Origin of the sequence: Pseudoflavonifractor sp., from assembly GCF_050943825.1 — a bacterium.
In the GTDB taxonomy this organism is placed as follows: domain Bacteria; phylum Bacillota; class Clostridia; order Oscillospirales; family Oscillospiraceae; genus Pseudoflavonifractor.
In genome coordinates this window covers 1-24977 of record NZ_JBMNPX010000012.1, presented here as the reverse complement: position 1 = coordinate 24977, position 24977 = coordinate 1, and the positions used below count along the sequence as shown (strand labels likewise).

The following is a 24977-nucleotide window of genomic DNA, read 5'->3' as shown; positions in this document are numbered from 1 at the left end:
AATTTAATTAGAGAGACAGCGGGTTATTCCACGTCCACCCAGTAGCTGACGGTGACCTTGGTCTTTCCCATCTTATAGCGGATGTTGGCATATACCGAGCAGATGACCAGGACGGAAACACTGACAATTACAATGGTGGCATTGAGCGTGGCGGCAGAGGCCAGGAACACGGCAATATAGGTGAGGATGCTCAGGACCATAATGGCGTAGAACACGCCGTTGGGCACATGGTAGGGGGCCTTGGCCCACTGCTCGGGGAAGCGCTTGGGCAGATTCCAGACCACAAATGCGCTCATGGCCATGGTGACGGTCTGAACCAGCGTGCAGTTCTTGGTGATGGTGTTGATATCAAAGTTCAGCAGCACAGGCAGCAGGCTGACCAGCATGATCACGGTCAGCACCACATAGGGGGCGCCGTGCTTGTTGGTCTTTGCCACAAAGTCGGGGTACCAGCCGTCCTTGGCGGCCTGGATGTGGGGAGCGGCAAAACCGGCGTAGCAGCTGTTGATGGTGGTCAGCAGGGCCATAATGGGACCGCCCAGCATGAATACCACAAACAGGGCCTTGGGGAGAATGATGTTTGCCACATTGGTGAGGGGCTGGTTGATAACCTGCTCCAGGGGCAGCACGCCGCCGCCTACCAGGGCCACGCCCACATAGATGATCATGATGATGGGCACCACCATGATGATGGACCAGGGCACATCCTTCTTGGGGTTTTTGGCGTCAGAGGCGTAGTTGATGTTCATCCAGTAGCCGGTGACCGAGTAGACATACAGGAAAATGGCGTTGACAAAGCCCTCGGTACCGCCGGTAAAGAACTCACTGTGGGCAAAGTTGACCGCGGCGGAGTCCAGCTTGAAGAGGCCGGCCACAATAAACATCAGCAGACAGAGCACCAGGATGGCGGACATGGCCCGCTGGACCTTGGCCATACTGCTGATGCCCAGCAGGTTGATGCCGTAGAAGAGGAGCAGGAAGACCACCGCAACCACCCGGGGCTCCAGCACCGGCCAGAGGGACTGGAGGTAGATGCCCAGAGAGGTGCCCATCAGGGAGAGACTGAGGCATTGGGTGATGTAGGATACCACGTACATGCCCGCCAGCCGCTCACCGCTCATGGCCTTGATGACCGAGTAGGAGCCGCCCTTGACGATGATGGCACTGGACAGGAATACATAGGGAATTACCATGATGAAGCCAATGACCACAGCGATCGCGTAGGCCAGCCAGGCGGAGCGACCCGTCAGGCCCACCGCCTGTCCCACCAGGGTGATGACGCCCGCGCCGATAACCTGCCCCACACCAAGGGCAAGAAGCTCGCTTTTACCGAGGGTGCCGCGGGTTTTCAGAGTTTGCTTCACAATATTTTCTTGCGCCACTTTTGTTACCTCCCATCATTTATGAGCAGGCCACCCGTGCACTGATAGCCCAGCTTCTTGGATACCTGATAGCCAGGTTGCTATGCAACGTGAATATAGCATTCTGAATAGGAAAATGCAAGATGCTTTTTTCTATTTTGGAGTAATAGACAAAAACGACGCGGCAATTTTGCAAAATATATCAATTAACAGGGGAAAGACGCGGAGGTATTTCATTTTCCGGCAGAAAAACATATAATAAATAGAAAAAAGAGGAACACGGGAGGGAGAGCCGGATGAACCTGAGCAAGCTGGAGTATTTTCTCTCGGCGGCCCGGAAGGGGAGCTTTACCGCCGCCGCAGAGGAGCACTATATCTCTCAGACCGCAGTCAGCCAGCAGATTGCCGCGCTGGAGCGGGAGCTGGGGGTGACCCTGTTCCACCGGGAAAAGGGGCGGGTAAAACTGACCGAGGCGGGCCGCTGCCTGGAGGAGGAGGCCCAGGCCCTGCTGGAGCGGTACCAGCTGCTGCTGGACCGGGTGGGACGGTACGCCGACCGGGCTGGCCTTCGGGTGGAGTACGCAGGTCCGGTGGAAAAGACCATCCTGGCTGACATGGTGCCCCGGTTCAGCAGCCGCTGTCCCTCCGTGCCGGTGCGGCTGCGGTATGAGACCCAGGCGGGGGCCTGCCGGAACCTGATGGCCGGACGGTGCGACCTGGTGGCCGCGGCGGCCGACGAGTTTGAGGGGGAGAAGGTCGGCCGGGCGGTGCTGGTGCGCAACCCGATCCGGGTGGCGGTGAGTGCCCGCAGCCCCCTGGCCCAGCGGAGCAGCCTGAGTGTGGAAGATCTGGCAGGGGAGCAGGCGGTTATCCTCAGCCGGGCCGCTGCCGCCCGGGGCCACGACCATGTGAGGGAGCTGCTGCTCCGGCTGGGCTTCCGGCCCGACCAGCTCCGGGAGGCGGACAACATCGAAAGTCAGATTTTCCAGGTGGAGCTGGGCCAGGGAATCACCCTGCTCCCCGACGTGCCCGAGGTCCGCAGCGGACAGATTGCCCTGATTCCCTTCCGGGGCGCGGAGCTGTGGCACGAAATCGACCTGTTTTACCGGGAGGAGACGCCGGAAATCCGAAAATTCCTGGCCCTGATTCCCAAAACAGAGGACTGAGAGACTTCTGGACAGGGGACACTCTGTCCAGAAGTTTTTCTTATGGTCAGAGCAGTTTTTTGTGTTGGATTTTGTCGGATAAGAAGTGTTATATTCTTAACGATAAAAGGAAAAGGAGGACCCCGCGATGAAACACAAAAAACTGCTCAGCACCCTGCTGGCATGCGCCATGGTAGTCTCCCTGGCCGCCTGCGGGCAAACCCCTGAAGAGAGCGAGTCTCCGGCGCCCAGCCCTTCCCAGAGCGCCGAAGCCGGCCTCTATACCCCCGGCACCTACACCGGTACCGCCGCCGGCCGCAACGGCGACGTGACCGTGGAGGTTACCTGCTCCGCCGACGCCATCACCGCTGTCACCGTCACCGAGCACCAGGAGACCGCCGGTGTGGCTGACCCGGCCATTGAGAAGATTCCCGAGGAAATTGTGGAGTACCAGAGCCTGAGCGTGGACACCGTCACCGGCGCCACCATCACCTCCCAGGCCATTCTGGACGCCGCTGCTGCTGCCATTGAGCAGGCGGGCGGCGACGTGGAGGCCCTGAAGGCCGTCCAGCCCACCGGCGGCGAGACCGCCGCCCTGGAGGACCGGGACACCCAGGTCCTGGTGGTGGGCGCGGGCCTGGCCGGTCTGGCTGCCGCCGTCAGCGCCCGGGAGGCCGGCGCTGAGGTGCTGGTGATTGAGAAGCTCTCCGCCACCGGCGGCACCTCCGCCCTGTCCGGCGGCGGCATCGCCGCCCCCGGCTCCGTGCTTCAGAAGGAGGCGGGCATTGAGGACAGCCCCGAGGCCTATGTGGAGCAGTGGATGTACTACCAGTCCCTCACCCACCGGGAGGGCATGGAGAATCCCGACGAGGAGCGCTGCCTGTTCCTGGCCCAGCAGGGCGCCGACCTCATCGACTGGCTCATGAGCTACGGCTATGAGTTCGGTACCCCCACCAGCTTCGGCCTCATTGAGGGCGTGGACCGGTTCCACTACCCCTCCAACCTGGAGAACGGCCAGACCGGCAAGATGACCGAGATTGCCCAGGAGCTGGGTGCCGAGATCCTGCTGGAGACCCGGGCTACCGCCCTGCTCACCGATGAGAGCGGCGCGGTCACCGGCGCTGCCGTGGAGCACGACGGCCAGAGCTACAACATCACCGCCGACGCGGTCATTCTGGCCACCGGTGGCTACTCCTGGAACGACGAGCTGGTGGAGCGGCTGTGCCCCGAGAACCTGAACACCATCCATGTGGCCTCCCCCGGCAACACCGGCGACGGCCTCATCATGGCTGAGGATGTGGGCGCCGCCCTCTATGAGAACCAGTGGCTCATGGGCATGTCCTACGCCGTGGACACCGACCCCAACAACACCCTCAACAGCCTGGGCGGCCCCTGGCTCATCAACATGATGGTGGACAAGGACGGTATCCGCTTCATGAACGAGTTCTGCCACCCCACCGCCTATACCATGATGATCACCCGGGACGCCGGCCCCTACTACTCCATCTATGACAGCTCCAACCCGGATGAGGCCGCCATTCTCCAGGAGAATGAGGGCAGCAAGTACCTGGTGAAGGGCGAGACCATTGAGGAGCTGGCCGAGAACGCCGGTTTTGACGTGGCTGAGTTCACCAAGTGGGTGGAGGACTGGAACGCCGGTATCGACGCCGGTGAGGACTCCATGGGCGCCCGCATCGACTACATGAGCAAGCTGGAGCAGGGCCCCTTCTACGCCGTGCAGAAGACCCCCCAGAACATGGACTCCATGGGCGGCATTGTCACTGACACTGAGGCCCAGGTCCTGAAGGCCGACGGCACTGCCATCCCCAATCTGTACGCCGCCGGCGCCATCTCCAACGGCGCCCTGTATGACACCGCTTACATGTCCGGCTCCTCGGTCCTCAACTGCTACGTGATGGGCCGCATCGCCGGCGCCAACGCTGCCGCTCTGGCGGACTGAGTCGGAAAACAGCCAGGGAAAATCAAACAGCACAAAAAACCGCCTCCCCTGTGTGGGGAGGCGGTTTTGCTGCGTTGGATAGATGTTGAGAAAGCCTTTGTTCCGCTCAGGGCTGGAAGGCGGCAGCCTGCTGGCCTGCAATCCGGCCGGTGGTGAAGCAGAACTGAATGGAGGTGCCGCTGGCGGGATAGGTCTGATAGAAGAAATCGCCGTTGGCAACCGCGCCGGCGGCATACAGGCCGGGAATGGCGGCGCCGTCCTGGTTCAAGACATGGGTGTCCAGATCGATTTTGACGCCGCCCATGCTGCCGATGGTGGCGGGGACGACCTTCACAGCGTAGTAGGGAGCGGTGGTGAGGGGGATCATCTTCTCAGCGGCCTTGCCGAAATCGTCATCGTTGCCGCTGGCGCAGAGCTCGTTGTAGCGGTTGACGGTGGCGGTCAGCGTATCCACAGGAATGCCCGCGGCAGCGGCCAGCTCCTCGATGGTGTCGGCCTTAAAGGCCACGCCGGCCTCCACAGCGCTGTCCAGCACCTCGTTGGGGGTGGTGGAGTCCATAACGTTGTAGAACATATCCGAGCCGGTATTCTTCATGTTCTGATAGAAGATGGGGTAGTCGATGGTCTCGTTGGTGTAGCGCTCGCCCTCAGCCGTGACGCTGAGGCAGTTGGCCGTCCGCAGGCCATTGATGGGATCGCGGTAGGTGACGCCGGGAACAGCGCGGAAGCCGATGACGCCGCCCTTAAAGACGGTATCGGCGCCCACGGCCTCGGCCATCACAATGCCGTCGCCCACGTTGCCGGGGGAGGAGTAGGAGATGGGGCTGGCCAGCTCGGGAGAGTACTTCTGGGCCATTTCATAAGAGGCGTCAAAGCCGCCGGTTGCCAGAACAACCGCCTTGGCGGAGATGTGAAGCGTATCCTTGCCGGAGGTGGCGGTCACGCCGCACACGGTGCCGTCCTCCACCACCAGCTCCTGAGCGGTGGTGTTGAACAGAATCTCCACGCCCTCCTCCTGTGCGGTGTTGGCAATGGGGACAATGAGGCCGACGCCGCCGTTATCGGTCTTGATTCCGCGGAGAACACCGGCGGTTCCGGGGGAGGAGAGGGTGGGGTTGAACTCCACGCCGTTCTCCACCAGCCAGTCGATGGTCTCGCCGGAGTGCTCGGCCACCATCTTCAGCAGGTCGGCGTCCGCGTTGCCCTCCGCCCGGGTCATCCAGTACTCGGCAAGGGCCTCGGGGCTGTCATCGGAGAGGCCGTTTTCAGCCTGGATCTGGCTGCCGGTGCCGTAGATGATGCCGCCGCAGATATAGGTGTTTCCGCCCACATGGGGGAGCTTCTCCAGCACGACAACGGAAGCGCCTGCGCGGCGGGCCTCCAGGGCGGCGGCCATGCCGGCTGCGCCGGAGCCGATGACCACCACATCAGCCGTCTTCTCGATGGTCTCGCCGGGCGTATTATCCTCTACAGCGCGCATAAAATCGTCCGGGTTGCCGCCGGCCATGGTGATGGCCTCCGTCACGCCGGAGATGATCGCCGTGCTGGTGATGGTGGCACCGGTTACGGTGTCCACATCCAGGGTCTGGCCGTCCAGAATGGCGGGGATCACAGAGTCAAAGGCGGTGTCGCCAATGCCTGCGGTTTCGGTGTGCTCGCGGACCTGAATATCCTCAATCCGCTGCTCGCTGAAGGACACATCCATTACGATGACGCCGTTGTGGCCGTAGATGGACACCTCATAATCACCGGGGGTAAGAGGCTGGGAGAGGGAAGGGACATTCTCCTCCACCTGCTGGGACTGGGAGGGGGAGGGGCTGGGGGTAGGGGATGTGGCCGCCTGCTGGGGGGAGCAGCCCAACAGGGAGAGACACAGGCCCAGGCTGGTGAGAGCGCAGAGAGCATGCTTGAAATTCTTCCGTTTCACGTTCGTTCCTCCTTCATGTGGGTCCTCATGAGATTTAATCGGAATTGAGCACTTCCGACAATAAACTATTATAGCGCCGGCCGGAATAAATACAAGTTATTATTTTAACAAATATATAAACAATGAACGCAATACCGCCGCCGGAGACAGTGGGCAAAGTGTCTCCGGCGGCGGTATATTCAGGCGGTATATATCTGTGGCGGGTTCAGCAGGTACATTACAGGCTGCTGCTGAGACCCAAGACACCCCGGGCGGCGTCCAGGTCGCCCCTCTTTACATAGAACATATACTCATAGGACAGGGACTGATTTTCGCCATAGGTGCCGGTATAGGCCCGGCGGCTGGGGGAGATGGCGCTGGGGCTGGAGCGGTTGACAGTTTTGAGCTTGTAGCGGATGCCCTGACCTGACAGGGCGCTGCGGACACGGGCCTGCTCCTCGGAGGAGTAGGTGCTGGTCAGCTCCGACCAGCCGAACAGTTCCAATAACATGACATATCCCTCCCGACGACAGACAAATGGATTGGCCTATGCAGCAGGATATACTGCAAAAATTATATCACGGAGCGTGGGTGTCCACAAGACCGGCGGCACGGACAACAAAACAGACATAATTGTGTTATGCGACCGAAAAGCGGGATTTTCAGACACTTTTGCCCTTTACTTTGACAGAAGGTATGTGATACAATGACGAAGAATCCACGTAACCTTGGTTTCAATATGCTGTTATATCGTTTTTAAAACGACCAACAAACAGGGGAGGACCGCACATGGAAGAGATAGAAGAACTGAAGCGGCGCCTGGCAGAGGAGCGGCCCCAGGAGTGGGACGCGTTCCCCGATATCGGTCTGTACATGGACCAGATCATCTCCTATATGCCCCGTCAGCTCATCCACTTTGGCGACGAGGACAGTCTGACCTCCGCCATGGTGAACAACTATATCAAGGACGGCATGCTCCCCCGGGCGGAGGGCAAGCGGTACAACCGGACCCACCTGGCCTACCTGACCGCCATCTGTGCCCTGAAGCAGGTGCTCTCGGTGCGGGACGCCAGCCGTCTCATCGGCGCCGGTGTGGCCTTCCCCGAGAAGGACACCAAGGGCCTCTACGAGTACTTCTGCCGGGAGCTGGACCGGGCCCTCACCGAGACGGCGGAGAGCCTGGACGAGAACCTGACCGAGGACCGGCTGCCCGCCCTGGCCCTGGGCCTGGCCCTGCGGAGCTACGCCGACAAGCTGGCCTGCCAGCGGGTGCTGGACATCATCCAGATGAAGTATCCCCAGGCCGAGCGGGAGGTCAAGGGCAAGGAAAAGAGCAAAAAGTAAATACAGGGTGAAATATATGCCCTGTATCATTACAGGAGGTATGCAACCAATGAGCGAATATGTGATTGTCACCGACTCTTCCGCCGACCTGACCGACGGTATGGTAAAGGAGTTGGGGGTTGAGGTGCTGCCCCTGTCCTTCACCGTGAAGGGACAGACCTACCACAACTACCCCGACAACCGGGACATGGACCCTAAGGACTTTTACGCCATGCTGCGCGCAGGTGAGATGGCCACCACCGCCGCGGTGAACGTGGCCGACTATACCTCCGCCCTGGAGCCCCTGCTGGAGAGCGGCAAGGACGTGCTGGTGCTGGCCTTCTCCTCCGGCCTGTCCGCCACCTACCAGTCCTCCGTCATCGCCGTCAACGAGCTGAAGGACAAGTTCCCTGAGCGGAAAATCTTCACCGTGGACACCCTCTGCGCCTCCATGGGCCAGGGCCTGCTGGTGTACCTGGCCGCCAGGAAGCAGCAGGCCGGCGCCACCATTGAGGAGGTGCGGGACTGGACCGAGGAGAACAAGCTGAAGCTGTGCCACTGGTTCACCGTGGACGACCTCCACTTCCTCAAGCGTGGCGGCCGCATCTCCGCCGCCACCGCCGTGGTGGGCTCCATGCTCCACATTAAGCCCGTGCTCCACGTGGACGACGAGGGCCACCTCATCAACATGGGCAAGGCCAGAGGCAGAGGTGCCTCCCTCACCGCCGTGGTGGACCACATGGAGGAGACCGTCACCGACCCGGCCGAGCAGGTGGTGTTCATCAGCCACGGCGACTGCCTGGCCGACGCGGAGAAGGTGGCTGCCGACGTGAAGAAGCGCTTCGGCGTGAAAGAGGTCGTCATCAACTACGTAGGCCCGGTCATTGGCGCCCACTCCGGCCCGGGTACGCTGGCCCTCTTCTTCCTGGGCTCCAAGCGCTGAGCAAGGACAATTAAGACACACATGCGCCGGACAGGCCTTATTTCTCTTGCAATCCCAGGGGATTTCTGAGAAAATGGGCTTGTCCGGCGATGATTTATGCCCGGCGGACGCCGCCGGGGAGAAAAGGAGCGAATATAGATGGATGACAGATGGCTGGAGGTGTCCGTGGACACCACCGACGCGGGCATGGACGACCTGGCCGCCTACCTGACCGCCTTTGACCTGGGCGGCCTGGTGCTGGAGGACGAGGCCGAGTTCCAGACCTTCCTGGAGCAGAATAAGCAGTACTGGGACTATGTGGACGAGGACCTGATGGAGCGGATGAAGGGCGTGGCCCGGGTGAAGTTCTACGTCACCGACGACACCCACGGCCACGGGAAGCTGGATCGCATCACCGAGGGCCTGCCCGCTCTCCGGGAGCGCTGCGGCGACAAGATGGGCACGCTGGCTGTGCGCACCGCCGGACTGCGTGAGGAGGACTGGGCCAACAACTGGAAGCAGTACTACAAGCCCCTCACCGTGGGCGAGCGGCTGTACATCGTCCCCGAGTGGGAGAAGGGTGAGACGGCTATCCCCGACGGCCGCACCGCCCTGTACCTGAATCCCGGCCTCATCTTCGGCACCGGCACCCACGCCTCCACCCAGTTGTGCCTGGGCGGCGTGGAGGAGTTCGTGAAGGACGGGGACAAGGTGCTGGACCTGGGCTGCGGCAGCGGCATTCTGTCCATCGCCGCCCTGTGCCTGGGCGCGGAGTACGCCTTCGGCGTGGACATCGACCCCAAGGCGGTGGGCGTGGCCTACGAGAACGCCGAGATGAACGGCATCGGAAAGGACATCTACACCGTCCGGGCGGGCAATGTACTCTGCGACAAGGCCCTGTGCGCCGAGCTGGCGGAGCAGAAGTGGAACCTGGTGCTGGCCAACATTGTGGCCGACGTGATCATCCCCCTGTCCGCCCAGGTGCCCGGCCTGCTGGCCGAGGACGGCGTGTTCCTCTGCTCGGGTATCATTGACACCCGTTCCGCCGAGGTTCAGGCCGCCATTGAGAGCCGGGGCATGAAGATCATCCGCCGCTGGGAGAAGAACGGCTGGGTGGCCCTGGCCGCGTCCCTGTAAGGGCGGGAAAAGCGCGAAAAGGAAATATGCTCAAAAGTTGAAAAACACAGCGGCCTGTCGAAATGTTGTTTCGGCAGGTCGCTGTTTTGTTTCAAAAGTTCTGCCGCCGTGGGTATGCGGCTTGCATATTGTTTTTCCCTGCCCGGGAGATATAATGGTGGTACAGTGGAAAGAAGCTCGGCGGACCTCCCTGGCTCATGGGGAGAACACAAAACAGGAGGAAGGAAACCATGAAGAAGCGATGGAAAACCATAACATCCGTGGTGCTGTCAGCGGCACTGCTGTGCCCGCTCCTGTCGGCCACATCCGGAGCGGAAGAGGTCGTGGAGAGGATGCCATTCCCTGATGTGTTTCAGGGGAAGAACATGTACATCACCGCCAAGCCCTACGAAATCAAGAACAACAGCGAGGGCTGGATTCTGGGAACAGAACTTCCGAATTATGGATACAAAAATCCGGAGGCCGTCTGTTCGGACGGGCGCGTCCTTATCTTCAAGGAGGGGCAGCTGAAGGACGAACAGGGCTATAATATCGGCACGACGGCCCTCATCAACTTCACCGATACCGATGGCAACATCATCATCGACCACAGCACCTATAACTATGATGAGATCATACCGGCCTTTGGCGCAGAGAAGTTTGAGTTTTCCGACGGCTTGTGCAGTTTTTATGACGCAAAGACCGGAAAATGCGGATATATGGACCGCCAGGGCAGAATTGTCGTTCCGCCGCGGTATGATCATGTCGATGTCTTCCAGGACGGTATTGCCAAGGCCTGGGTCTATGACAGAGAGAATGGTGTGACAACGGTATATTATCTTGACACGGCGGGAAATGCTCTGCCTGTTCCGGAGTACCTGTCTCCGAATAACGTGAACTTCTGGTTCGGAGACGGTATGATGCCGACCGACAATCCTCTGCGCAACAGCGCCGGCAAAATTGAGCAGTTTGTGGGTTATATTGACACCCAGGGAAATCCTGTGATTACCATCTATCGTGATGCGGCTTACGACTACAGCAGAGACAAATATCTGGGACTCTGCAACGAATCCTCTTTCCAGGACGGATATGCCGTGTTGGAGGACTTACGGGGCGGAAGGAAATACCCGGCCTATGTGGTCATCGACACGAAGGGGAATGAGGTATGCACCCTGGACGCGGAGCCGCCGTACTATGTGCAAGTCGGAGGATATCGCGGCCGGGCGGGCAAGTACATCGGGGTTGAGTACCTGGAGAGCACCGGCGGACAGGTGGGCAGAGATATCCGCACCGCCGTGGTGGATATGTCCACCGGCCGTGAGGTGGCGAACTTTCCCGTACCTGAAAACAAGAACGAAAGATACACAAAGCTTGAGCATCTCGGCAGCAGCGTAATGCTTACGATTGAGGAAAATTACAGTAAGATAGATGGCGGGATTAGTGTGAGTAACGGTTATGAGGTGCGGGAGCTGGACGGAAGCATGCTCATTCCCAATCTGAACGAGAAATTCACCCTGGACCCCAGCCACCGCGGCTCTTATATCAACAGCTACACCTATATTGACCAGGAAATTATAAATGGACTGGGCCTGCTGCAGGTAGGCGGCGTCAACCCTGCTTTTACCGGAAGCAACTTTGACGACGTATCCTACACGAAGCTGTACATCCTGGAGGCCCATGAGGGCACTTATACCGGCAGCGGCCTGGTCTATAACGCGGTCACCGGACAGATGAGCGGGAGCGGCGCCCCTCAGCCCGACGGCAATACGCCCTCCGGCTGGGCTGCGGAGCAGGTCAATGCCGCCATCTCCGCCGGCATCGTGCCCGATACGCTCCAGAGCGGATACCAGCAGCCCATTACCCGGGCCGAGTTTTGCGCTCTGGCCGTGGAGCTGTATGAAACCGTCAAGGGAACGGAGATTACCCAGCGGACGACCTTCACCGACACAGATGACGTCAATGTACAGAAGATGGGCGCGCTGGAGGTGGTGACAGGCGTCGGCGGCGGAAGATTTGAACCCAACGGCACCCTCACCCGGGAGCAGGCGGCCACCATGCTGGCCCGGCTGGCCGCTGCCATGGGCAGCCCCATGACGGCGCAGACGCCTGCCTTTGCCGACAACGCCTCCATCTCCACCTGGGCATTCGACGCAGTGGGCCAGGTTCTGGGCGGCGGCGTAATGAGCGGCGGCAGCAACAATATGTTCCTCCCCAAGGAGAACTACACCCGCGAGCAGAGCATCCTCACCATGATGCGCATGTACAACCTGTTCCGCTGAACACCGGAACAGGAAGCCCGTGTGCAGCGGACTGCTCCCGTAAAACAAATATCAGGCGCACGGCGAAAAAATCCGCCGTGCGCCTTTTTACATCCATTTCCAGGGCAAAAATACCAGCTAAAAATTACTTGACAAAGTCATATAATTAGAATATATTTGACCAAGTCAAGCAAAGGAGGACGACCACATGATGCAGTCACTGGCATATCACGTATCCGTCCTGCGGAAGGACTTTTCCAACTACTGTGGCGAGAAGCTGGAGGAGATGGGGCTGACCCCCGGCCTGCTCTATTTTGTCACCTATGTGGCCCGGCATCCGGGGTGCAGCCCCAAGGAGCTGGCTCAGGCCCTGAAGATGGACAACGGCCACACCGCCCGGTCCATCACCAAGCTGGCGGAGGGGGGCTTCCTGGTCCAGGAGCCCAACCCCAGGGACAAGCGGGCCCACGTGCTGCGGCTCACGCCCAAGGGAGAGACGGCGGCCCGTGAGAGCCGGGAGCTGTTCTACCGCTGGGACCAGGAAGTGACGGCTGTGCTCACCCCGGAGCAGCGGGAGCAGCTCATGTCCCTGATGGCGGCGCTGTCCGCCAGCCGGGGCGGCGGGACCCTGACCATTCCCGGCGAAGGAAAGGGAAGCCAAGCCTGACCCACAGGCCGGGACAGTACCCGGCATATCCATGGAGGAAACCATAATGTACGAGACCATGTTCCAACCCATCACCATCGGGGGACTGACGCTGAAAAACCGTATCGTCTTTGCTCCCACAACCCTGGGCCTCTCCGAGGAGGAGTACCGGGAGAAAATCAGGGCCATTGCCGCCGGCGGCTGCGCCATGGTCATCATCGGCGACGTGCCCGTGGGCCGTCACGGCCCCATGTCCCTTTACAGCCGCAAGGGCTTTGCCCACTACCAGGCCCTGTGCCGCCTGGTCCACGAGCAGGGCTGCCTCATCTGCGCCCAGCTCCACCAGTCGGACAGCGACTTCAAGGCCATGATTAAGTATATCCCCGGCATCCTCACCAGACGCATCTCCATGGAGGACCTGCGTCCCCTGCTCAACCAGCAGGCCTCCAAGCTGGTGACCGAGATGTCCGCCGACAGGGCGGCAGAGATTGCCGCCTCCTTCGGCCCGGCGGCGGTCCGGGCGGCGGAGGCCGGGTTCGACATGGTCCAGGTCCACGGGGACCGGATGTGCGGCAGCTTCTCCTCTGCACTGATGAATCACCGCACCGACCGGTACGGCGGAAGCCCCCAGAACCGGGCCAGATTTGCCGTGGAGGCGGTGACCGCCGTGCGGAAGGCGGCCCCCGGCATGGCCATTGACTACAAGCTGCCGGTCCGGCAGGAGAACCCCCACTACGGCAACGCCGGTGTGCTGGTGGAGGAGCTGCCTGTCTTTGTCAGCCTGCTGGAGCGGGCGGGGGCGGACAGCTTCCACGTGACCCTGGCCAACCACGCCAAGCTCACCGACACCATCCCGCCCAAAAACCACCCGTATTTCTCCGCTGAGGGCTGTTTTCTCCCATACTGCGACCAGGTGCGGCAGTATACCGCCCTGCCCCTGTGCGGCGTGGGCGGCCTGACCGACCCGGATTTTGTGGAGGAGCAGCTCTCCTCCGGGCGGATTCAGCTTGCGGCTATGAGCCGCCAGCTCATCGCCGACCCCCAGTGGCCCCAAAAGGTGCGGGAGGGACGGCTCAAGGAGCTGCACCGCTGCGTGCGCTGCAACAAGGCCTGCCTGGGCGGCATGCAGCAGCACAAGGGCGTCCACTGCATCTACGACAGGAAAAACTGACCTGACCCGGTGCATAAAACCGGGAAAACAACAAAAAGGAGTAATCTACATGAACAAGAGTACAAAAATCTGGCTCTGGGTGGCGCTGGTTCTCTGCGCCGCCACCATTATGAACGCCTTCTATGGCCGCATGCTGTCCGTCGTTATCGCGGTGGTGGCCCTGGCGGGGCTGTGTGTGCTGCTCTTTGCCCAGCGGAAGGCGGGCTACCTGCTGATGTGCGCCTGCTACGTCCTGTCCTTCCTGGTGGGCGTGTCCCAGGGCCTGACCGGCCAGGCCAACGTGATTGCCGCTGTGGTCATGTCCTTCATCGGCGCCGCCCTGGTGCCCGTCATCACCTGGCTGTTCCTCCGCCGGGACTGGGCTGCCCTCAACTAAATTAACAGGTACCGACACCGCCGCCGGAGGATTTTCCCTCCGGCGGTGGTTTTTTGCCCGGAGCTGTGGTAGAATAATGGATACTTGCGAGATTGGGGGGTGAGGCAGTGTTTATCAAAGCGACGGTTGTGGATATGGCCCTGCCGGAGACCGGGCGGATATTTGCCGTCAGCGACATTCACGGTGCGGGGGATCTGCTGAAGCGGGCCCTGGAGCAGGTGAAGTTTGGGCCGGAGGACACCCTCTTTGTGCTGGGGGACATTGTGGAGAAGCGGGCGGGCGGCCTGGCAGCCCTGCGGTACGTCATGGACCTGAAGCGCCGGTACCGGGTACACGTCATCTGCGGCAACTGCGACGACCTGGTGCCCGGCTTCCTGGACGGCCGGGACGAGCTGCCCCCGGCCTTTTACGACCACTATTTCCGCTTTTTCAAGGACCGCAGCGTGCTGGTGGAGATGGGCATGTCCCTGGGCCTGACCCTGGAGGACTGCCTGGACCAGCCCGGGCTGCGTGCCGCCATTGCGGAGCCCTTCCGGGCGGAGATGGACTTCCTGCGCAGCCTGCCCACCGCCATCCGGACCCCGGAGATGCTCTTTGTCCACGGCGGCGTGCCCTCCGCCCAGGGCATTGAGGAGCTGGAAGCCTGGCGGTGCATGAAAAACGACAATTTCCTGGGCCAGGACAACCAGCTGGACCGCTGGTGCGTGGTGGGACACTGGCCCACCACCCTCTACCGGCCCCACATCCCCTGCTTCAACCCCATTGAGGACAGGGAGAAGCGGGTCATCAGCATTGACGGCGGCACCTCCATCAAGGAGGACGGCCAGCTGAACCTGGTGGAGCTGAGCCGGGATGGACTGGTGTCCTGGGTGGGGCTGGACCGGCTGCCCACCGCCGTGGCCCTGGACGGCCAGGAGGAGAGCGTCTGCTCGGTGAACATCCGCTGGGGCCGGGACAATCTGCTCACTGTGCTGGAACGGGGGGAGGAGTTCTGCCGCTGCCGCCACCTGACCACCGGCCGGGAGATTGACATCCTCACCGACTACATCTGGGAGAAGGACGGCCTCACCCGCTGCGAGGATTCCACCGACTACCGCCTGCCTGTCACCGCCGGGGAGACGCTGTCGGTGGTGCGGCGCACCTCCCGGGGCGCCCTGGTGAAGAAGGACGGCGTCACCGGCTGGTACACCGGCCGCCTGGCCGAACCAACCTCCGGCCTTTCCTCCTGATTTGTACAAAAAATCAGGAAAACGGGGAGAAAATCCCTTGACTTTAAGCCCCTGGGCTGATATACTATCTTAGCCGCTTTGAACAGGTCGCAAGTGAGCATTCGCTCCGCCTGCAACAGCGAGCCCGTAATGAAGGAGTGAAATAGAATGCACGCAATTATCGAGACCGGCGGCAAGCAGTTCAAGGTGGCCGAGGGCGATACCCTCTTCATCGAGAAGCTGCCCGTGGAGTCCGGCGAGACCGTCACCTTTGACAAGGTTCTGGCCGTCATCGACGGCGACAAGATCACCGTGGGTACCCCCGTGGTGGCCGGCGCCAAGGTGGACGCCAGCGTCGTGAAGAACGGCAAGGGCAAGAAGGTTATCGTCTTCAAGTACAACCCCAAGAAGGGTTACAGCCGCAAGCAGGGTCACCGTCAGCCCTACACCAAGGTGACCATCGGCAAGATCTCCGTGTAATGATTACCGCATCATTCCGGATGAAGGGCGACCGTATTGAGGGCTTTTCCGTAAAGGGCCACAGCGGTTACGCCGACGAGGGACATGATATCGTCTGCGCCGCCGTCACCAGCGCCGTCCGCCTCACCGAGTGCGCCGTCAACGACGTGCTTGGGCTGGAGGCCAGCGTGAAGGTGAGAGAGCAGGACGCGGCCATCACCCTCCGCCTCCCCGGCGGGCTGGGCGAGGAGAATGAGAGCACCTGTCAGACTCTTCTGACCGCCCTCATGGTCTACCTCACCGAGCTCCACGGCGAGTATCCCGAAAACATTATTGTGATGGAGGAGGAGTAAGTCCTCTCCGTCCCAACATTTATCTGCACACTGTCTGGAGGTGTACGACACATGCTGAAGATTGGTATTCAGTTCTTCGCCCACAAGAAGGGCGTGGGCTCCACCCGTAACGGCCGTGACTCCGAGTCCAAGCGCCTGGGCGTGAAGCGGGCCGACGGTCAGTTCGTTCTGGCCGGCAACATCCTGGTCCGTCAGCGCGGCACCCACATCCACCCCGGTGTCAACGTGGGCAAGGGCAGCGACGATACCCTGTTCGCCCTCAAGAGCGGCGTCGTGAAGTTCGAGCGGCTGGGCAAGGACCGCAAGCAGGTCTCCATCGTGGAGATCGCCCAGTAACCGTTCTATATGGGTATACTAAGAGCCTCGGACGGGACCCCGTTCGGGGCTCTTTCTTTCTGAAAGGAGGTACCAAATGCCGAATTTTATTGATACCGCCCGCATCACCGTCCGCTCCGGCAACGGCGGCAACGGCGCGGTGGCCTTCCACCGGGAGAAGTACGTGGCCGCCGGCGGACCCGACGGCGGCGACGGCGGCTGCGGCGGCGACGTGATTCTCAAGACCGACCGCCACCTGTCCACCCTGATGGACTTCCGCTACAAGCGCAAATACGTGGCCGAGAACGGCCAGGACGGCCAGGGCCGCCGCTGCACCGGCAAGGACGGCGCCGACCTCATCATCAAGGTGCCTGTGGGCACCGTGGTGAAGGACGGGGAGACCGGAGAGATCATCTGCGACATGTCCGGGGACGAGCCCTTTGTGCTGGCCCGGGGCGGCAAGGGCGGCTGGGGCAACCAGCACTTCGCCACCCCCACCCGGCAGGTGCCCCGGTTTGCCAAGGCCGGTCTGCCCGGCGTCACCCGTGAGGTGGTGCTGGAGCTGAAGCTGCTGGCCGACGTGGGCCTGGTGGGCTTCCCCAACGTGGGCAAATCCACCCTGCTCAGCGTGGTGAGTAAGGCCAACCCCAAGATCGCCAACTACCACTTCACCACCCTCTACCCCAACCTGGGCGTGGTGTACGTGGAGGAGGGCACCTCCTTCGTCATGGCCGACATCCCCGGCATCATCGAGGGTGCCAGCGAGGGCGCCGGTCTGGGCCATGACTTCCTGCGCCACATCGACCGCTGCCGCCTGCTCATCCACGTGGTGGATGTGTCCGGCTGCGAGGGCCGGGACCCGGTGGAGGACTTTGAGACCATCAACAAGGAGCTGGCCGAGTACAGCCCCCAGCTGGCCAGCCGCCCCATGATTGTGGCCGCCAACAAGACCGACATCGCCTTTGACCGCACCCTGGTGGACAAGCTGAAGGCCCATGTGGAGGCCAAGGGCATGGATTTCTACGAGATCTCTGCCGCCGCCCAGAAGGGCGTCCGGGAGCTGGTGTACGCCGCCGCCCGGGCGCTGCAGGATCTGCCCCCCATCACGGTGTACGAGCCCACCTTTGTGGAGCGTCCGCCCCAGGTGGATATGTCCCAGCCTCTGGAGATCACCCACGAGGACGACCTGTGGATTGTGGAGGGCCCCTGGCTCCAGCGCCTCATGTCCAACGTCAACTTCGGTGACTACGAGTCCCGCAACTGGTTTGACAAGATGCTCCGGGAGTCCGGCCTCTTTGAGCGGCTGGAGGAGATGGGCATTGAGGACGGGGACACCGTGTCCATGTACAATCTGGAATTTGAATATCAGCGCTGAAAAAAGGCGAGGCACACTGTGTGCCTCGCCTTTTTGTGTCTGCGACAGGTATTATACTTGGGGAATCGGAATTTCAAACTCCTGCTGGCCCATATAGCCGGGGGCAATCTCATACTTCTCAAAGATGACCACCGGGTTGCCTGCCTCGCTGATATAGAACCGCTGGTCGGCGGTGATGGACTGGAAGCCCTCAATGCCGTCGGTGCCGTCAAAGTACACGTTGCCCGGCTCCTGGCTCCGGCGGGCAATCTCCTCCCGGATGACCTGGTTGGCGATCTCCTTGTAGTCAGGGCCCAGCATGTCCTGGAGGGTCAGCTCTTTTCCGGTCTCCAGGTCGATGTTGTAGCAGAAAAACTCGGTGTAGGCGCTTGCCTTGGTCTCGGTCTTGAAGATGACAAAGGACAGATACTGGTCGTTCTGGCACTTGACCTCATAGTCCACGCTGATGATCACCGGCATAAACTCGTCCGGGTCGCCGCCGGTGGCCACAAAGGCCTCCTTGGTCTCCGCCGCCCGGGCCTCGGCCTCGGCCAGAACCGCGTCGATGCGGGTCTGAATCTCGGTGTTGATGCGCTGCTCCAGGTCGGTGTTGCCTGTGTCCTCCACGGCGGGCAGACGCACGTCGATGAGCCGCTCCTCGTCGGCGATGGAGTACTCCGTGACGGTCACCACCCGGGCCAGGTCCCCCAGCACCGGCACCTGGTACACCGCGCTGGCAAAGGCGGGGCTGGCGTTGACTAGCAGCACGAAGCTGGCGCAGCAGGCGGCCAGGGAGGCCAGGGTTCTGCCCTGCCAGCGCCGGCGGCGCCGCCGCTCTCCCTCCCGCAGGGCGGAGGCCACGGCAAAGTCCAGCTCCGGGGGAATCTCCACCGACTGATAGCGGTTCTTCGCCTCCTGGAATTTCTCATTCATCGCGCAAATCCTCCCCTGTCATGTCCCGCAGCTTCCTGAGCGCCTTGTACAGCCTGGACTTTACCGTGTTCAGGTTGGCATCGGTGGCCCGGGCGATCTCCTCCAGCTTCATGTCCTCGAAAAACCGCAGCTTGATGACTGCCTGTTCCCTGGGGTCCAGCCGGTCGATGGCGTCGTACAGGTCCAGCCGCTCTCCCGGGTCCCGGCCGGCCGGGGCGCTCTGCTGCTCCAGCTCCTCCAGCGGCAGGATGCGGCTGGTCCGGCGGAAGTGGTTCATGCTCTCGTTGAGGAGAATCCGGTAGAACCAGGTCTTGAGATAGGCCGGTTCCCGCAGGGTATCCACCTTGGAGAGGGCCTTGACAATGCTCTCCTGGACCACATCCAGCGCCGCGTCCCGATTTTTGACATAGCTGAAAGCCAGGCGGTAAAAATCCTCCTGGTGCGAGACGATATAGTCGGCCAGCAGCCGGCGGATGTCCGGGTCCCGTGACTTCAAGGCGGAAAAATCGCTCCTTTGCGCACAGCCCCCGCATCCCGTCTCTTTGTTCATTAGACGGGATGCGGGGGTAAAAAGTTTTCGGAAAATATAGTTTTACGGAAAAGACTTACTTTAATGCGTACTGAACAAAGCCCAAAGCCTTGAAAGACAAAGCGTTCAAGGCCGTTTGGCTTTGCTCAAGTGCAAGGGGTTTGGACGAAATGGTCTAAAACCCTTGCACCTTCCGCTGATGCATCTCAATGCACCAGCGGAAATACGCATTACAGCAATGGCTGAATTTCATAAAAGCGGCTTTTTTGAGCCGTTTTTATGAAATTGCGCGGCTGCCGCCGCGCGAATAAACCGATTTGCGGTTTATTCAGCAGACATTACTTCAGACCCTCCACGGCGGTCTTGACGGCGTCGGCATCGTTGGCCACGGCCAGCAGCACGCTGGTACCCCGCTGCTCCAGCACCGCGCCCTCCAGCTTGGGCACCTCGGCGGGGGCGTAGTCCTTATAGGTGGCGGCCATGTCCTCCAGGTAGGTCTTGAACATGTCCACGGCGGCCTGGGCGGAGGCCTCGTCCTTCCACACCGTCACAGACACCTGCTCGGCAAAGCCGGAGGCGGAGTAGGCCTTGGAGGCGGTGAGGGTGGAGTCGTCCAGCCCGTAGCCGGAGAAGTCGTAGAGCATGGCGGCGTCCAGCTCGGTCAGCTCCACGGAGAAGGCGCCGGAGTCCAGCACCGCCTGGGTGGCGGTCTCCGGGTCAAAGGCAGCGGTCCCGCTCTCGGCGGGAGAGGAACAGGCGCCCAGCAGCAGGCACAGCGCCGCTGCCAGGACCATCAGCTTGCTGAGAGAATGTTTCATCACAATTAGGCTCCTTCCTCGGCGACTGCCGTCTGACCCGCCCAGTAGAGATCAGGGTCCACGGTGTGGATTTTCAGGTAGTCGTACCATTTTACGTAATAATCCTTGGTGAAGTGGACGCCGTCGGTGGTACCCTCCGCGGGGAGGATGCCGGTCTCGTCCACCAGCGCGGCGTTGACGTCCACCAGCACGGCATGCTTTTCCTCGGCAATATCCGCGATGATGTCATTATACACCGCAATCTTCTCGTTTGTCACGTAGTAAGGCTGATTATTGGCCTTACATTTTTCGGGATTCACCGACACCAGATTCTGCAGGTAGATGACCGCATTGGGCTGGATGGCCCGGATATCGTCCACCATCTGGGAATAGGCGTCGGCAAAGGCCTGGTCGTTAAAGTAGCCCAGCTCGTTGACGCCCAGCATGACGTACACCTTGCCGTACTGCTTCAGGCCCAGGGCTTCCATCATGGTGTACTTCTCTCCGTCAATACGGACGCTCTCCTTGGTGCCCACGTCAAAGACGGTGATGCCGGTGGACTCGATAAAGTCGGCGCCGGGGATGCCGCCGTACAGCCGCAGGCCGTCGGTACGGGAGTCGCCCATAAAGACCACGTCGTCAAACCAGCTGTCGTCCACCGCGGCCGTCTCGGGGGCGGGCTGGGTAAAGTCATAGGAGTCGGCGGAGGGAGCGGCGCTGTCGGAGGGCGTGGCGGGGATGGTGGGGGGCACGATGGCCTCGCCGCCGCTCTGGTCGGTCTCAGCCGGGGCAGTCTCCGACGGGGTGGAGGTGGGCGGAAGGGTGTCGCTGGGGGAGGGGGAGACCGTCTCGGTGGGGGCGGGGGTGTCCGAGGGCTGGGTCACACCCCCCTGGGACTCGGGCTTCTGGCCCAGGAAGGACACGATCAGGACAATCACAATGAAGACCGCGGCCGCGATCAGCAGAATCATCAGGCCGGAGGGGCCCCGGCGACGGCGGCGGTAGCGGCGGTGGGAGGAATGAGAGTGAGAATGGGTGGGGGCACGGTACTCGGAAGACATGGCAAAGAGCTCCTCTGTTTCTTTCTCTTTTGTGGCTTGGAAACCGATGGAAAGCGGTCAGGTGCCGCCCGCAATCAGGTGGAAAACCTGGTCAAAGGAGCGGGCCTCAAAGGTGGGGACAATGTCCGGCCTGCCGGGCAGGCCGTTGGGGTTGTACCAGATGGAGTCCAGACCGGCGTTGACGGCGCCCAGAATATCGGCGGTCAGGCTGTCACCCACCACTACAATCCGGGCGGACGGGGACAGGGACATGGCGGAGAGCACCGCGTCGAAGAACTGGCGCTGGGGCTTCTGATACCCCACCTCTTCCGAGATGAAGAGCCAGGGAATCAGCTCCTTCAGGGGGGAGCGGTCAAACCGGCCCCGCTGGGCGGAGGCCACGCCGTTGGTGACAATGGCCAGGGTGCAGCTGGGGACCAGAGCGCGGCACAGCTCCTCCGCGCCGGGCAGCAGGCAGCCCGCCTCGGCCAGCCGGGAGAGGTAGAAGGTGTTCATCTCTGCCGGGTCGTGATTCCCGCCCAGAGCGCGCTGGAGGGCGGCAAAACGCTCCACCACCAGCCATTCCCGCTTTACTTCGCCACGGTCAAACCGCTCCCACAGGTCCCGGTTCACCGCCAGGTAACAGTTCCGGGACTTGTCGTCCACCGGATAGCCGTACTCCGCCAGGGTCAGGTCCAGAGCCTGGGCCTCAGCGGCGTCGAAGTCGAAGAGGGTGTTGTCCGCGTCAAAGAGCACCACGTCGTATCGCTGTTCCATGCCGTCACGCTCCCTTCATCTTCTGGTGCCGCCGGTAGAGATAGCTGTTGATGATCCGCACCGTGGAGGACACCAGCAGCACACCCACGGCCAGGGAACCGGCCAACCCCAGGGTGTGGAAGAGCACATCCAGGAAGAGCTCGGTCTCGCCGTTGATGGCGTGCTCCATGGCGTAGTAGATGCCGCCGCCGGGCACCAGGGGGAAGAAGGCTACCAGCAGGTAGGCCGTCACCGGGCACTTGCGGATGCGGGCCATGACCTCCGAGTAGGCGGAGATAAACACCGCCGCCGCGAAGGACTGGAGCAGGTCGCTGTGAAACATGGGGGCGGTGACCAGATAGACCAGCCAGCCCAGTCCGCCGCCCACGGCGCAGATAAGGATACCCAGGCCGTGGATGTTGAACAGGATGGAAAAGCCGATACAGGCCACAAAGGCGAAGATGCAGGGCAGCAGGTAGGTCTGAAAGAGCTCCATCACACCGCACCTCCCCACATGAGCCGGGCCAGCCACAGGGACACGCCGGTGCCCAGGGCGATGGCCATGCCGATAAGCAGAGCCTCGGCGGTCTTGGAGATGCCGGCCACCATATCGCCGGCCATAATGTCCCGCATGGCGTTGGTGAACAGCACGCCGGGCACCAGAATCATCAGCGCGCCGATGGTGATGAAGTCCACGTTCTGACCAAAGCCAACCACCCGCAGCCCCAGGGCCAGCAGGCCGGAGACGGTGCCGCCGGCCACGGTCTTGAAGAACAGGTTGGTGCCCAGGTGGGACAGGAAGGTGAGGCAAAGTCCGATGGCCAGGCCGCACAGGCCGCCGCACAGGGCGTCCCGCCAGGTGCCGCCGTAAAAGGGCACAAAGGCCGCCGCGCCCACAAAGTAGGCCACCAGCTGCACCAGGAAGGAGTAGTACTGCCGGGAGGCAAGCAGGTCGGCCATCCGCTTCTCGGCCTCGTCAATGGGCGGGACCTCGGCGCACAGATGGCGGCACAGGTCGTTGCACCGCTCCAGCTGGTAGATGTCGGTGCCGTGGCTGGGCATCCGCCGCACCCGGGTGAGCACCTGACCCTCAGGGGTCACCAGGCTGGCGATGATACAGTTGGGAATGGCGAACACCTCACCGGTGGTGAGGCCGTAGGCCTGGAGCAGACGCTGGATGGACTCCTCCACCCGGTAGATCTCCGCGCCGCTTTCCAGCAGGCGGTAGCCCATTTCCATGGACAGATTCAAAAGACGATCGTAATCCAAAGAGAGTCCCTCATTCATATTCAAATGGGTTTGGACGCTCCGGAAATGGGACACAGAAATTGGACGGGGAAGGGAGGGAAAAAGTTGTCCGGAGCGCAAAAAAATTTTTACTGTCCGCTGTGGGCCGCGCCGCCGCCGGTGACGGCCTGGTGCTCCCGGGAGAGCTCCTCGCACAGCTGGGCAAAGGTCCAGCTGACATTGGTGGGGGTGAGCATGGCCTTGTGGGCGATGAAGGGCACCCCGGCGCGCTTCATCGCGGTGAGCAGGGCGTCCAGCCGCTGGCGGGAGAAGCCGGAGAGCACCAGGGCGGGCTCCGCCGGGGCGGCGGGGACGGGCTCGTCTCCCTCACGGGCGGCAAAGCCCTTCAGACCGAAGAGATGGCCCACCGTCTCCCCCATCTGCTCGGGGGCCACCGGGCGCACCCGGACGCCCTGGATGGCAAAGGCCTTCCGGGCGGCGGAGAAGAGGACGGGATCGGGGCAGTACCAGAGTACGGATTCCTGACTGGGCATGAGAATACCTCCTGCGTGTCCGGAGCCTGAGGTCCGGACAGAACTGTGTGAAATAAGCCGGGACCGGCTTCAGCGCCGGTTGCGGCGGTCGTTCTGCTTGAGACTGTAAAAACGGCGCTTGGCCTGATACATCAGCTGGTCAGCTTCCTCCAGCTGTTCCTTGGGGCAGCAGGCTTCATCCCGCCAGCACACGCCCACCGAGCAGCTGATGCCGTGGGCCGCCATCCCGGCCTGGACCGCCTCCACGGCAGCGCAGAAGGCGGCCTGGTCCAGCACGCCTTCCACCACAACAAACTCGTCGCCGCCGGTGCGGTAGACCCGGCCGCTGAAGTGCTGCTGCAGCTGTTCCGCCGCCCGGCGGAGCAGCGCGTCTCCGGCGCCATGGCCCAGATGGTCGTTGGTCTCCTTCAGACCGTTCAGGTCAAAGCATGCCACGCCCAGATGGGGAATGGGCTCCCGGCTGTCAACCACCTGGTTGAACTTGTTCCGGTTGTATACCCCAGTGAGGGCGTCTTCAAAGCTCATCCGCTGAAGGGTGGCCGTCTGGGCTGCAATTTGCCTCTTCTGGGCCTCGATCTGCTCCTGAAGGTACTGGTAGGACTGCCGCGCCAGCTTTACGGGGAAGCCCACGTCGTCATCCACCATTTCCTCATAGGGGTTGGAGATGTGAATATGGCAGCAGCGCAGGTCCTGTTCTGTCTGCCGGAACACTGTGGTGACCCGCTGATGAACCCGCAGACTGATGCCGGTAGAGGGGGCGGTTGCGATCCACATCCGTCCGGCACACAGGCAGGCGTCCGGACCCAGAGGCAGGACGCTGTACTCCTCGCCGGAGATGTCGCACTTGGGAACCTGGCCGGCAAACCGGCGGGAAATTCCTGCCACAGTCTCCAGACCTGCGGCATACTCGTTTTCTGCCGTACCCAGCCAGACCACATCTCGATCCAACAGCGAGATAATGGACTCCACGTCGTTTTCGCAGTAGTACTTATGCATGATGAAGCCGGTAAGGGCGATGGTCTTTTCTTCAATGGGATGGGTTCCGGGCAGCATCAACGATATCGTGCTCCCCTCAGATGGTACAATGGAAAGAAGTCAGTTCCGCTTTTTGAGGCTGGGCCTGGTGAGGGCGGCCACTGTCTCAATATGGCTCGATTGCTCCAGATTGATGTCAGATTTTAGCGGTCGTTCGCGGGAATTTATCAAAGCGTGTTTTTTCCATAAAACACACCGATTTTTACCCTTGTACGTTCTCGGAAACAGGTCAA

At 61.5% G+C, this 24977-nt stretch carries 26 protein-coding genes; 14 read left to right on the top strand and 12 right to left on the bottom strand.

From position 1 onward, the window contains the following. Positions 1–23: 23 nt before the first annotated feature. On the bottom strand, positions 24–1382 hold the full coding sequence (locus ACOX7T_RS10425; protein ID WP_433442487.1) for an APC family permease: 1359 nt from the start codon (positions 1380–1382) through the stop codon (positions 24–26). A gap of 275 nt (positions 1383–1657) precedes the next feature. Between ACOX7T_RS10425 and ACOX7T_RS10420 the strand changes: the two genes are divergently transcribed. After that, the gene (locus ACOX7T_RS10420) at positions 1658–2527 is read left to right on the top strand and encodes a LysR family transcriptional regulator (RefSeq protein ID WP_433442485.1); all 870 of its coding nucleotides are present in this window, start codon (positions 1658–1660) and stop codon (positions 2525–2527) included. 127 nt (positions 2528–2654) lie between these two features. Next, entirely contained in the window at positions 2655–4466 is a 1812-nt protein-coding gene (locus ACOX7T_RS10415; protein ID WP_433442483.1) for an FAD-dependent oxidoreductase, read from the top strand. A 106-nt stretch (positions 4467–4572) separates the two neighbouring features. Here the strand turns inward: ACOX7T_RS10415 and ACOX7T_RS10410 are convergent, their stop codons facing one another. Continuing rightward, positions 4573–6393 (bottom strand): flavocytochrome c, encoded by a 1821-nt coding sequence (locus ACOX7T_RS10410; protein WP_433442481.1) that lies wholly within the window; start codon positions 6391–6393, stop codon positions 4573–4575. A gap of 217 nt (positions 6394–6610) precedes the next feature. Further along, a complete protein-coding gene (locus ACOX7T_RS10405; protein WP_433442479.1) occupies positions 6611–6883 on the bottom strand; it encodes a hypothetical protein in 273 nt (90 codons plus the stop codon). 278 nt (positions 6884–7161) lie between these two features. On the opposite strand from ACOX7T_RS10405, the gene ACOX7T_RS10400 reads away from it, so the two are divergent. The 12 genes from ACOX7T_RS10400 to obgE all read left to right on the top strand — a co-directional run bounded on the left by ACOX7T_RS10400 (position 7162) and on the right by obgE (position 17894). Then, a complete protein-coding gene (locus tag ACOX7T_RS10400; RefSeq protein ID WP_433442477.1) occupies positions 7162–7716 on the top strand; it encodes a DUF1836 domain-containing protein in 555 nt (184 codons plus the stop codon). 49 nt (positions 7717–7765) lie between these two features. Continuing rightward, positions 7766–8638, top strand: a complete 873-nt coding sequence (locus tag ACOX7T_RS10395) for a DegV family protein (RefSeq protein ID WP_433442476.1) — start codon at positions 7766–7768, stop codon at positions 8636–8638. Between the two features lie 138 nt (positions 8639–8776). Next, entirely contained in the window at positions 8777–9754 is a 978-nt protein-coding gene (gene prmA / locus ACOX7T_RS10390) for a 50S ribosomal protein L11 methyltransferase (RefSeq protein ID WP_433442474.1), read from the top strand. A gap of 230 nt (positions 9755–9984) precedes the next feature. Further along, positions 9985–12012 (top strand): S-layer homology domain-containing protein, encoded by a 2028-nt coding sequence (locus ACOX7T_RS10385; protein WP_433442472.1) that lies wholly within the window; start codon positions 9985–9987, stop codon positions 12010–12012. Between the two features lie 187 nt (positions 12013–12199). Then, the gene (bilQ, locus tag ACOX7T_RS10380; RefSeq protein WP_433442470.1) at positions 12200–12658 is read left to right on the top strand and encodes a bilirubin utilization transcriptional regulator BilQ; all 459 of its coding nucleotides are present in this window, start codon (positions 12200–12202) and stop codon (positions 12656–12658) included. A 46-nt stretch (positions 12659–12704) separates the two neighbouring features. Next, positions 12705–13808 carry a bilirubin reductase gene (gene bilR / locus ACOX7T_RS10375; RefSeq protein WP_433442468.1) on the top strand — a complete coding sequence of 368 codons (1104 nt, stop codon included), beginning with the start codon at positions 12705–12707 and terminating at the stop codon, positions 13806–13808. Between the two features lie 49 nt (positions 13809–13857). Then, positions 13858–14184: a hypothetical protein gene (locus ACOX7T_RS10370; RefSeq protein ID WP_433442466.1), complete on the top strand. Its 327-nt coding sequence runs from the start codon at positions 13858–13860 to the stop codon at positions 14182–14184. 107 nt (positions 14185–14291) lie between these two features. Beyond that, positions 14292–15413: a metallophosphoesterase gene (locus ACOX7T_RS10365; protein WP_433442464.1), complete on the top strand. Its 1122-nt coding sequence runs from the start codon at positions 14292–14294 to the stop codon at positions 15411–15413. 147 nt (positions 15414–15560) lie between these two features. Further along, positions 15561–15872 (top strand): 50S ribosomal protein L21, encoded by a 312-nt coding sequence (rplU, locus tag ACOX7T_RS10360; protein ID WP_294549351.1) that lies wholly within the window; start codon positions 15561–15563, stop codon positions 15870–15872. After that, positions 15872–16204 (top strand): ribosomal-processing cysteine protease Prp, encoded by a 333-nt coding sequence (locus ACOX7T_RS10355; protein ID WP_433442461.1) that lies wholly within the window; start codon positions 15872–15874, stop codon positions 16202–16204. The genes rplU and ACOX7T_RS10355 overlap by 1 nt, the downstream gene beginning before the upstream one ends. Before the next feature lie 51 nt (positions 16205–16255). After that, positions 16256–16540: a 50S ribosomal protein L27 gene (rpmA, locus tag ACOX7T_RS10350; protein ID WP_006571299.1), complete on the top strand. Its 285-nt coding sequence runs from the start codon at positions 16256–16258 to the stop codon at positions 16538–16540. A 76-nt stretch (positions 16541–16616) separates the two neighbouring features. Next, positions 16617–17894 carry a GTPase ObgE gene (gene obgE, locus ACOX7T_RS10345; protein WP_433442459.1) on the top strand — a complete coding sequence of 426 codons (1278 nt, stop codon included), beginning with the start codon at positions 16617–16619 and terminating at the stop codon, positions 17892–17894. A gap of 51 nt (positions 17895–17945) precedes the next feature. Here obgE and ACOX7T_RS10340 read toward each other — a convergent pair whose 3' ends face one another. From ACOX7T_RS10340 to ACOX7T_RS10300, 9 genes are all read right to left on the bottom strand, one after another. After that, a complete protein-coding gene (locus ACOX7T_RS10340; protein ID WP_433442457.1) occupies positions 17946–18806 on the bottom strand; it encodes a DUF3298 domain-containing protein in 861 nt (286 codons plus the stop codon). Further along, entirely contained in the window at positions 18799–19302 is a 504-nt protein-coding gene (locus ACOX7T_RS10335) for a sigma-70 family RNA polymerase sigma factor (RefSeq protein ID WP_433442455.1), read from the bottom strand. The genes ACOX7T_RS10340 and ACOX7T_RS10335 overlap by 8 nt, the downstream gene beginning before the upstream one ends. A 371-nt stretch (positions 19303–19673) precedes the next feature. Beyond that, positions 19674–20153 (bottom strand): DUF4358 domain-containing protein, encoded by a 480-nt coding sequence (locus tag ACOX7T_RS10330; protein WP_433442453.1) that lies wholly within the window; start codon positions 20151–20153, stop codon positions 19674–19676. A gap of 5 nt (positions 20154–20158) precedes the next feature. Then, entirely contained in the window at positions 20159–21193 is a 1035-nt protein-coding gene (locus tag ACOX7T_RS10325) for a GDSL-type esterase/lipase family protein (RefSeq protein ID WP_433442451.1), read from the bottom strand. 57 nt (positions 21194–21250) lie between these two features. Further along, positions 21251–21949, bottom strand: a complete 699-nt coding sequence (locus ACOX7T_RS10320) for a YjjG family noncanonical pyrimidine nucleotidase (RefSeq protein WP_433442449.1) — start codon at positions 21947–21949, stop codon at positions 21251–21253. 4 nt (positions 21950–21953) lie between these two features. Continuing rightward, positions 21954–22424, bottom strand: coding sequence for a threonine/serine exporter family protein (locus ACOX7T_RS10315; protein ID WP_433442447.1), 471 nt, complete (start codon positions 22422–22424; stop codon positions 21954–21956). After that, positions 22424–23197, bottom strand: coding sequence for a threonine/serine exporter family protein (locus ACOX7T_RS10310; protein WP_433442445.1), 774 nt, complete (start codon positions 23195–23197; stop codon positions 22424–22426). The genes ACOX7T_RS10315 and ACOX7T_RS10310 overlap by 1 nt, the downstream gene beginning before the upstream one ends. Positions 23198–23304: 107 nt before the next feature. Beyond that, the gene (locus ACOX7T_RS10305) at positions 23305–23709 is read right to left on the bottom strand and encodes a DUF3783 domain-containing protein (RefSeq protein ID WP_433442443.1); all 405 of its coding nucleotides are present in this window, start codon (positions 23707–23709) and stop codon (positions 23305–23307) included. Between the two features lie 69 nt (positions 23710–23778). Next, on the bottom strand, positions 23779–24762 hold the full coding sequence (locus ACOX7T_RS10300; RefSeq protein ID WP_433442577.1) for a diguanylate cyclase: 984 nt from the start codon (positions 24760–24762) through the stop codon (positions 23779–23781). Between the last annotated feature and the right edge of the window lie 215 nt (positions 24763–24977).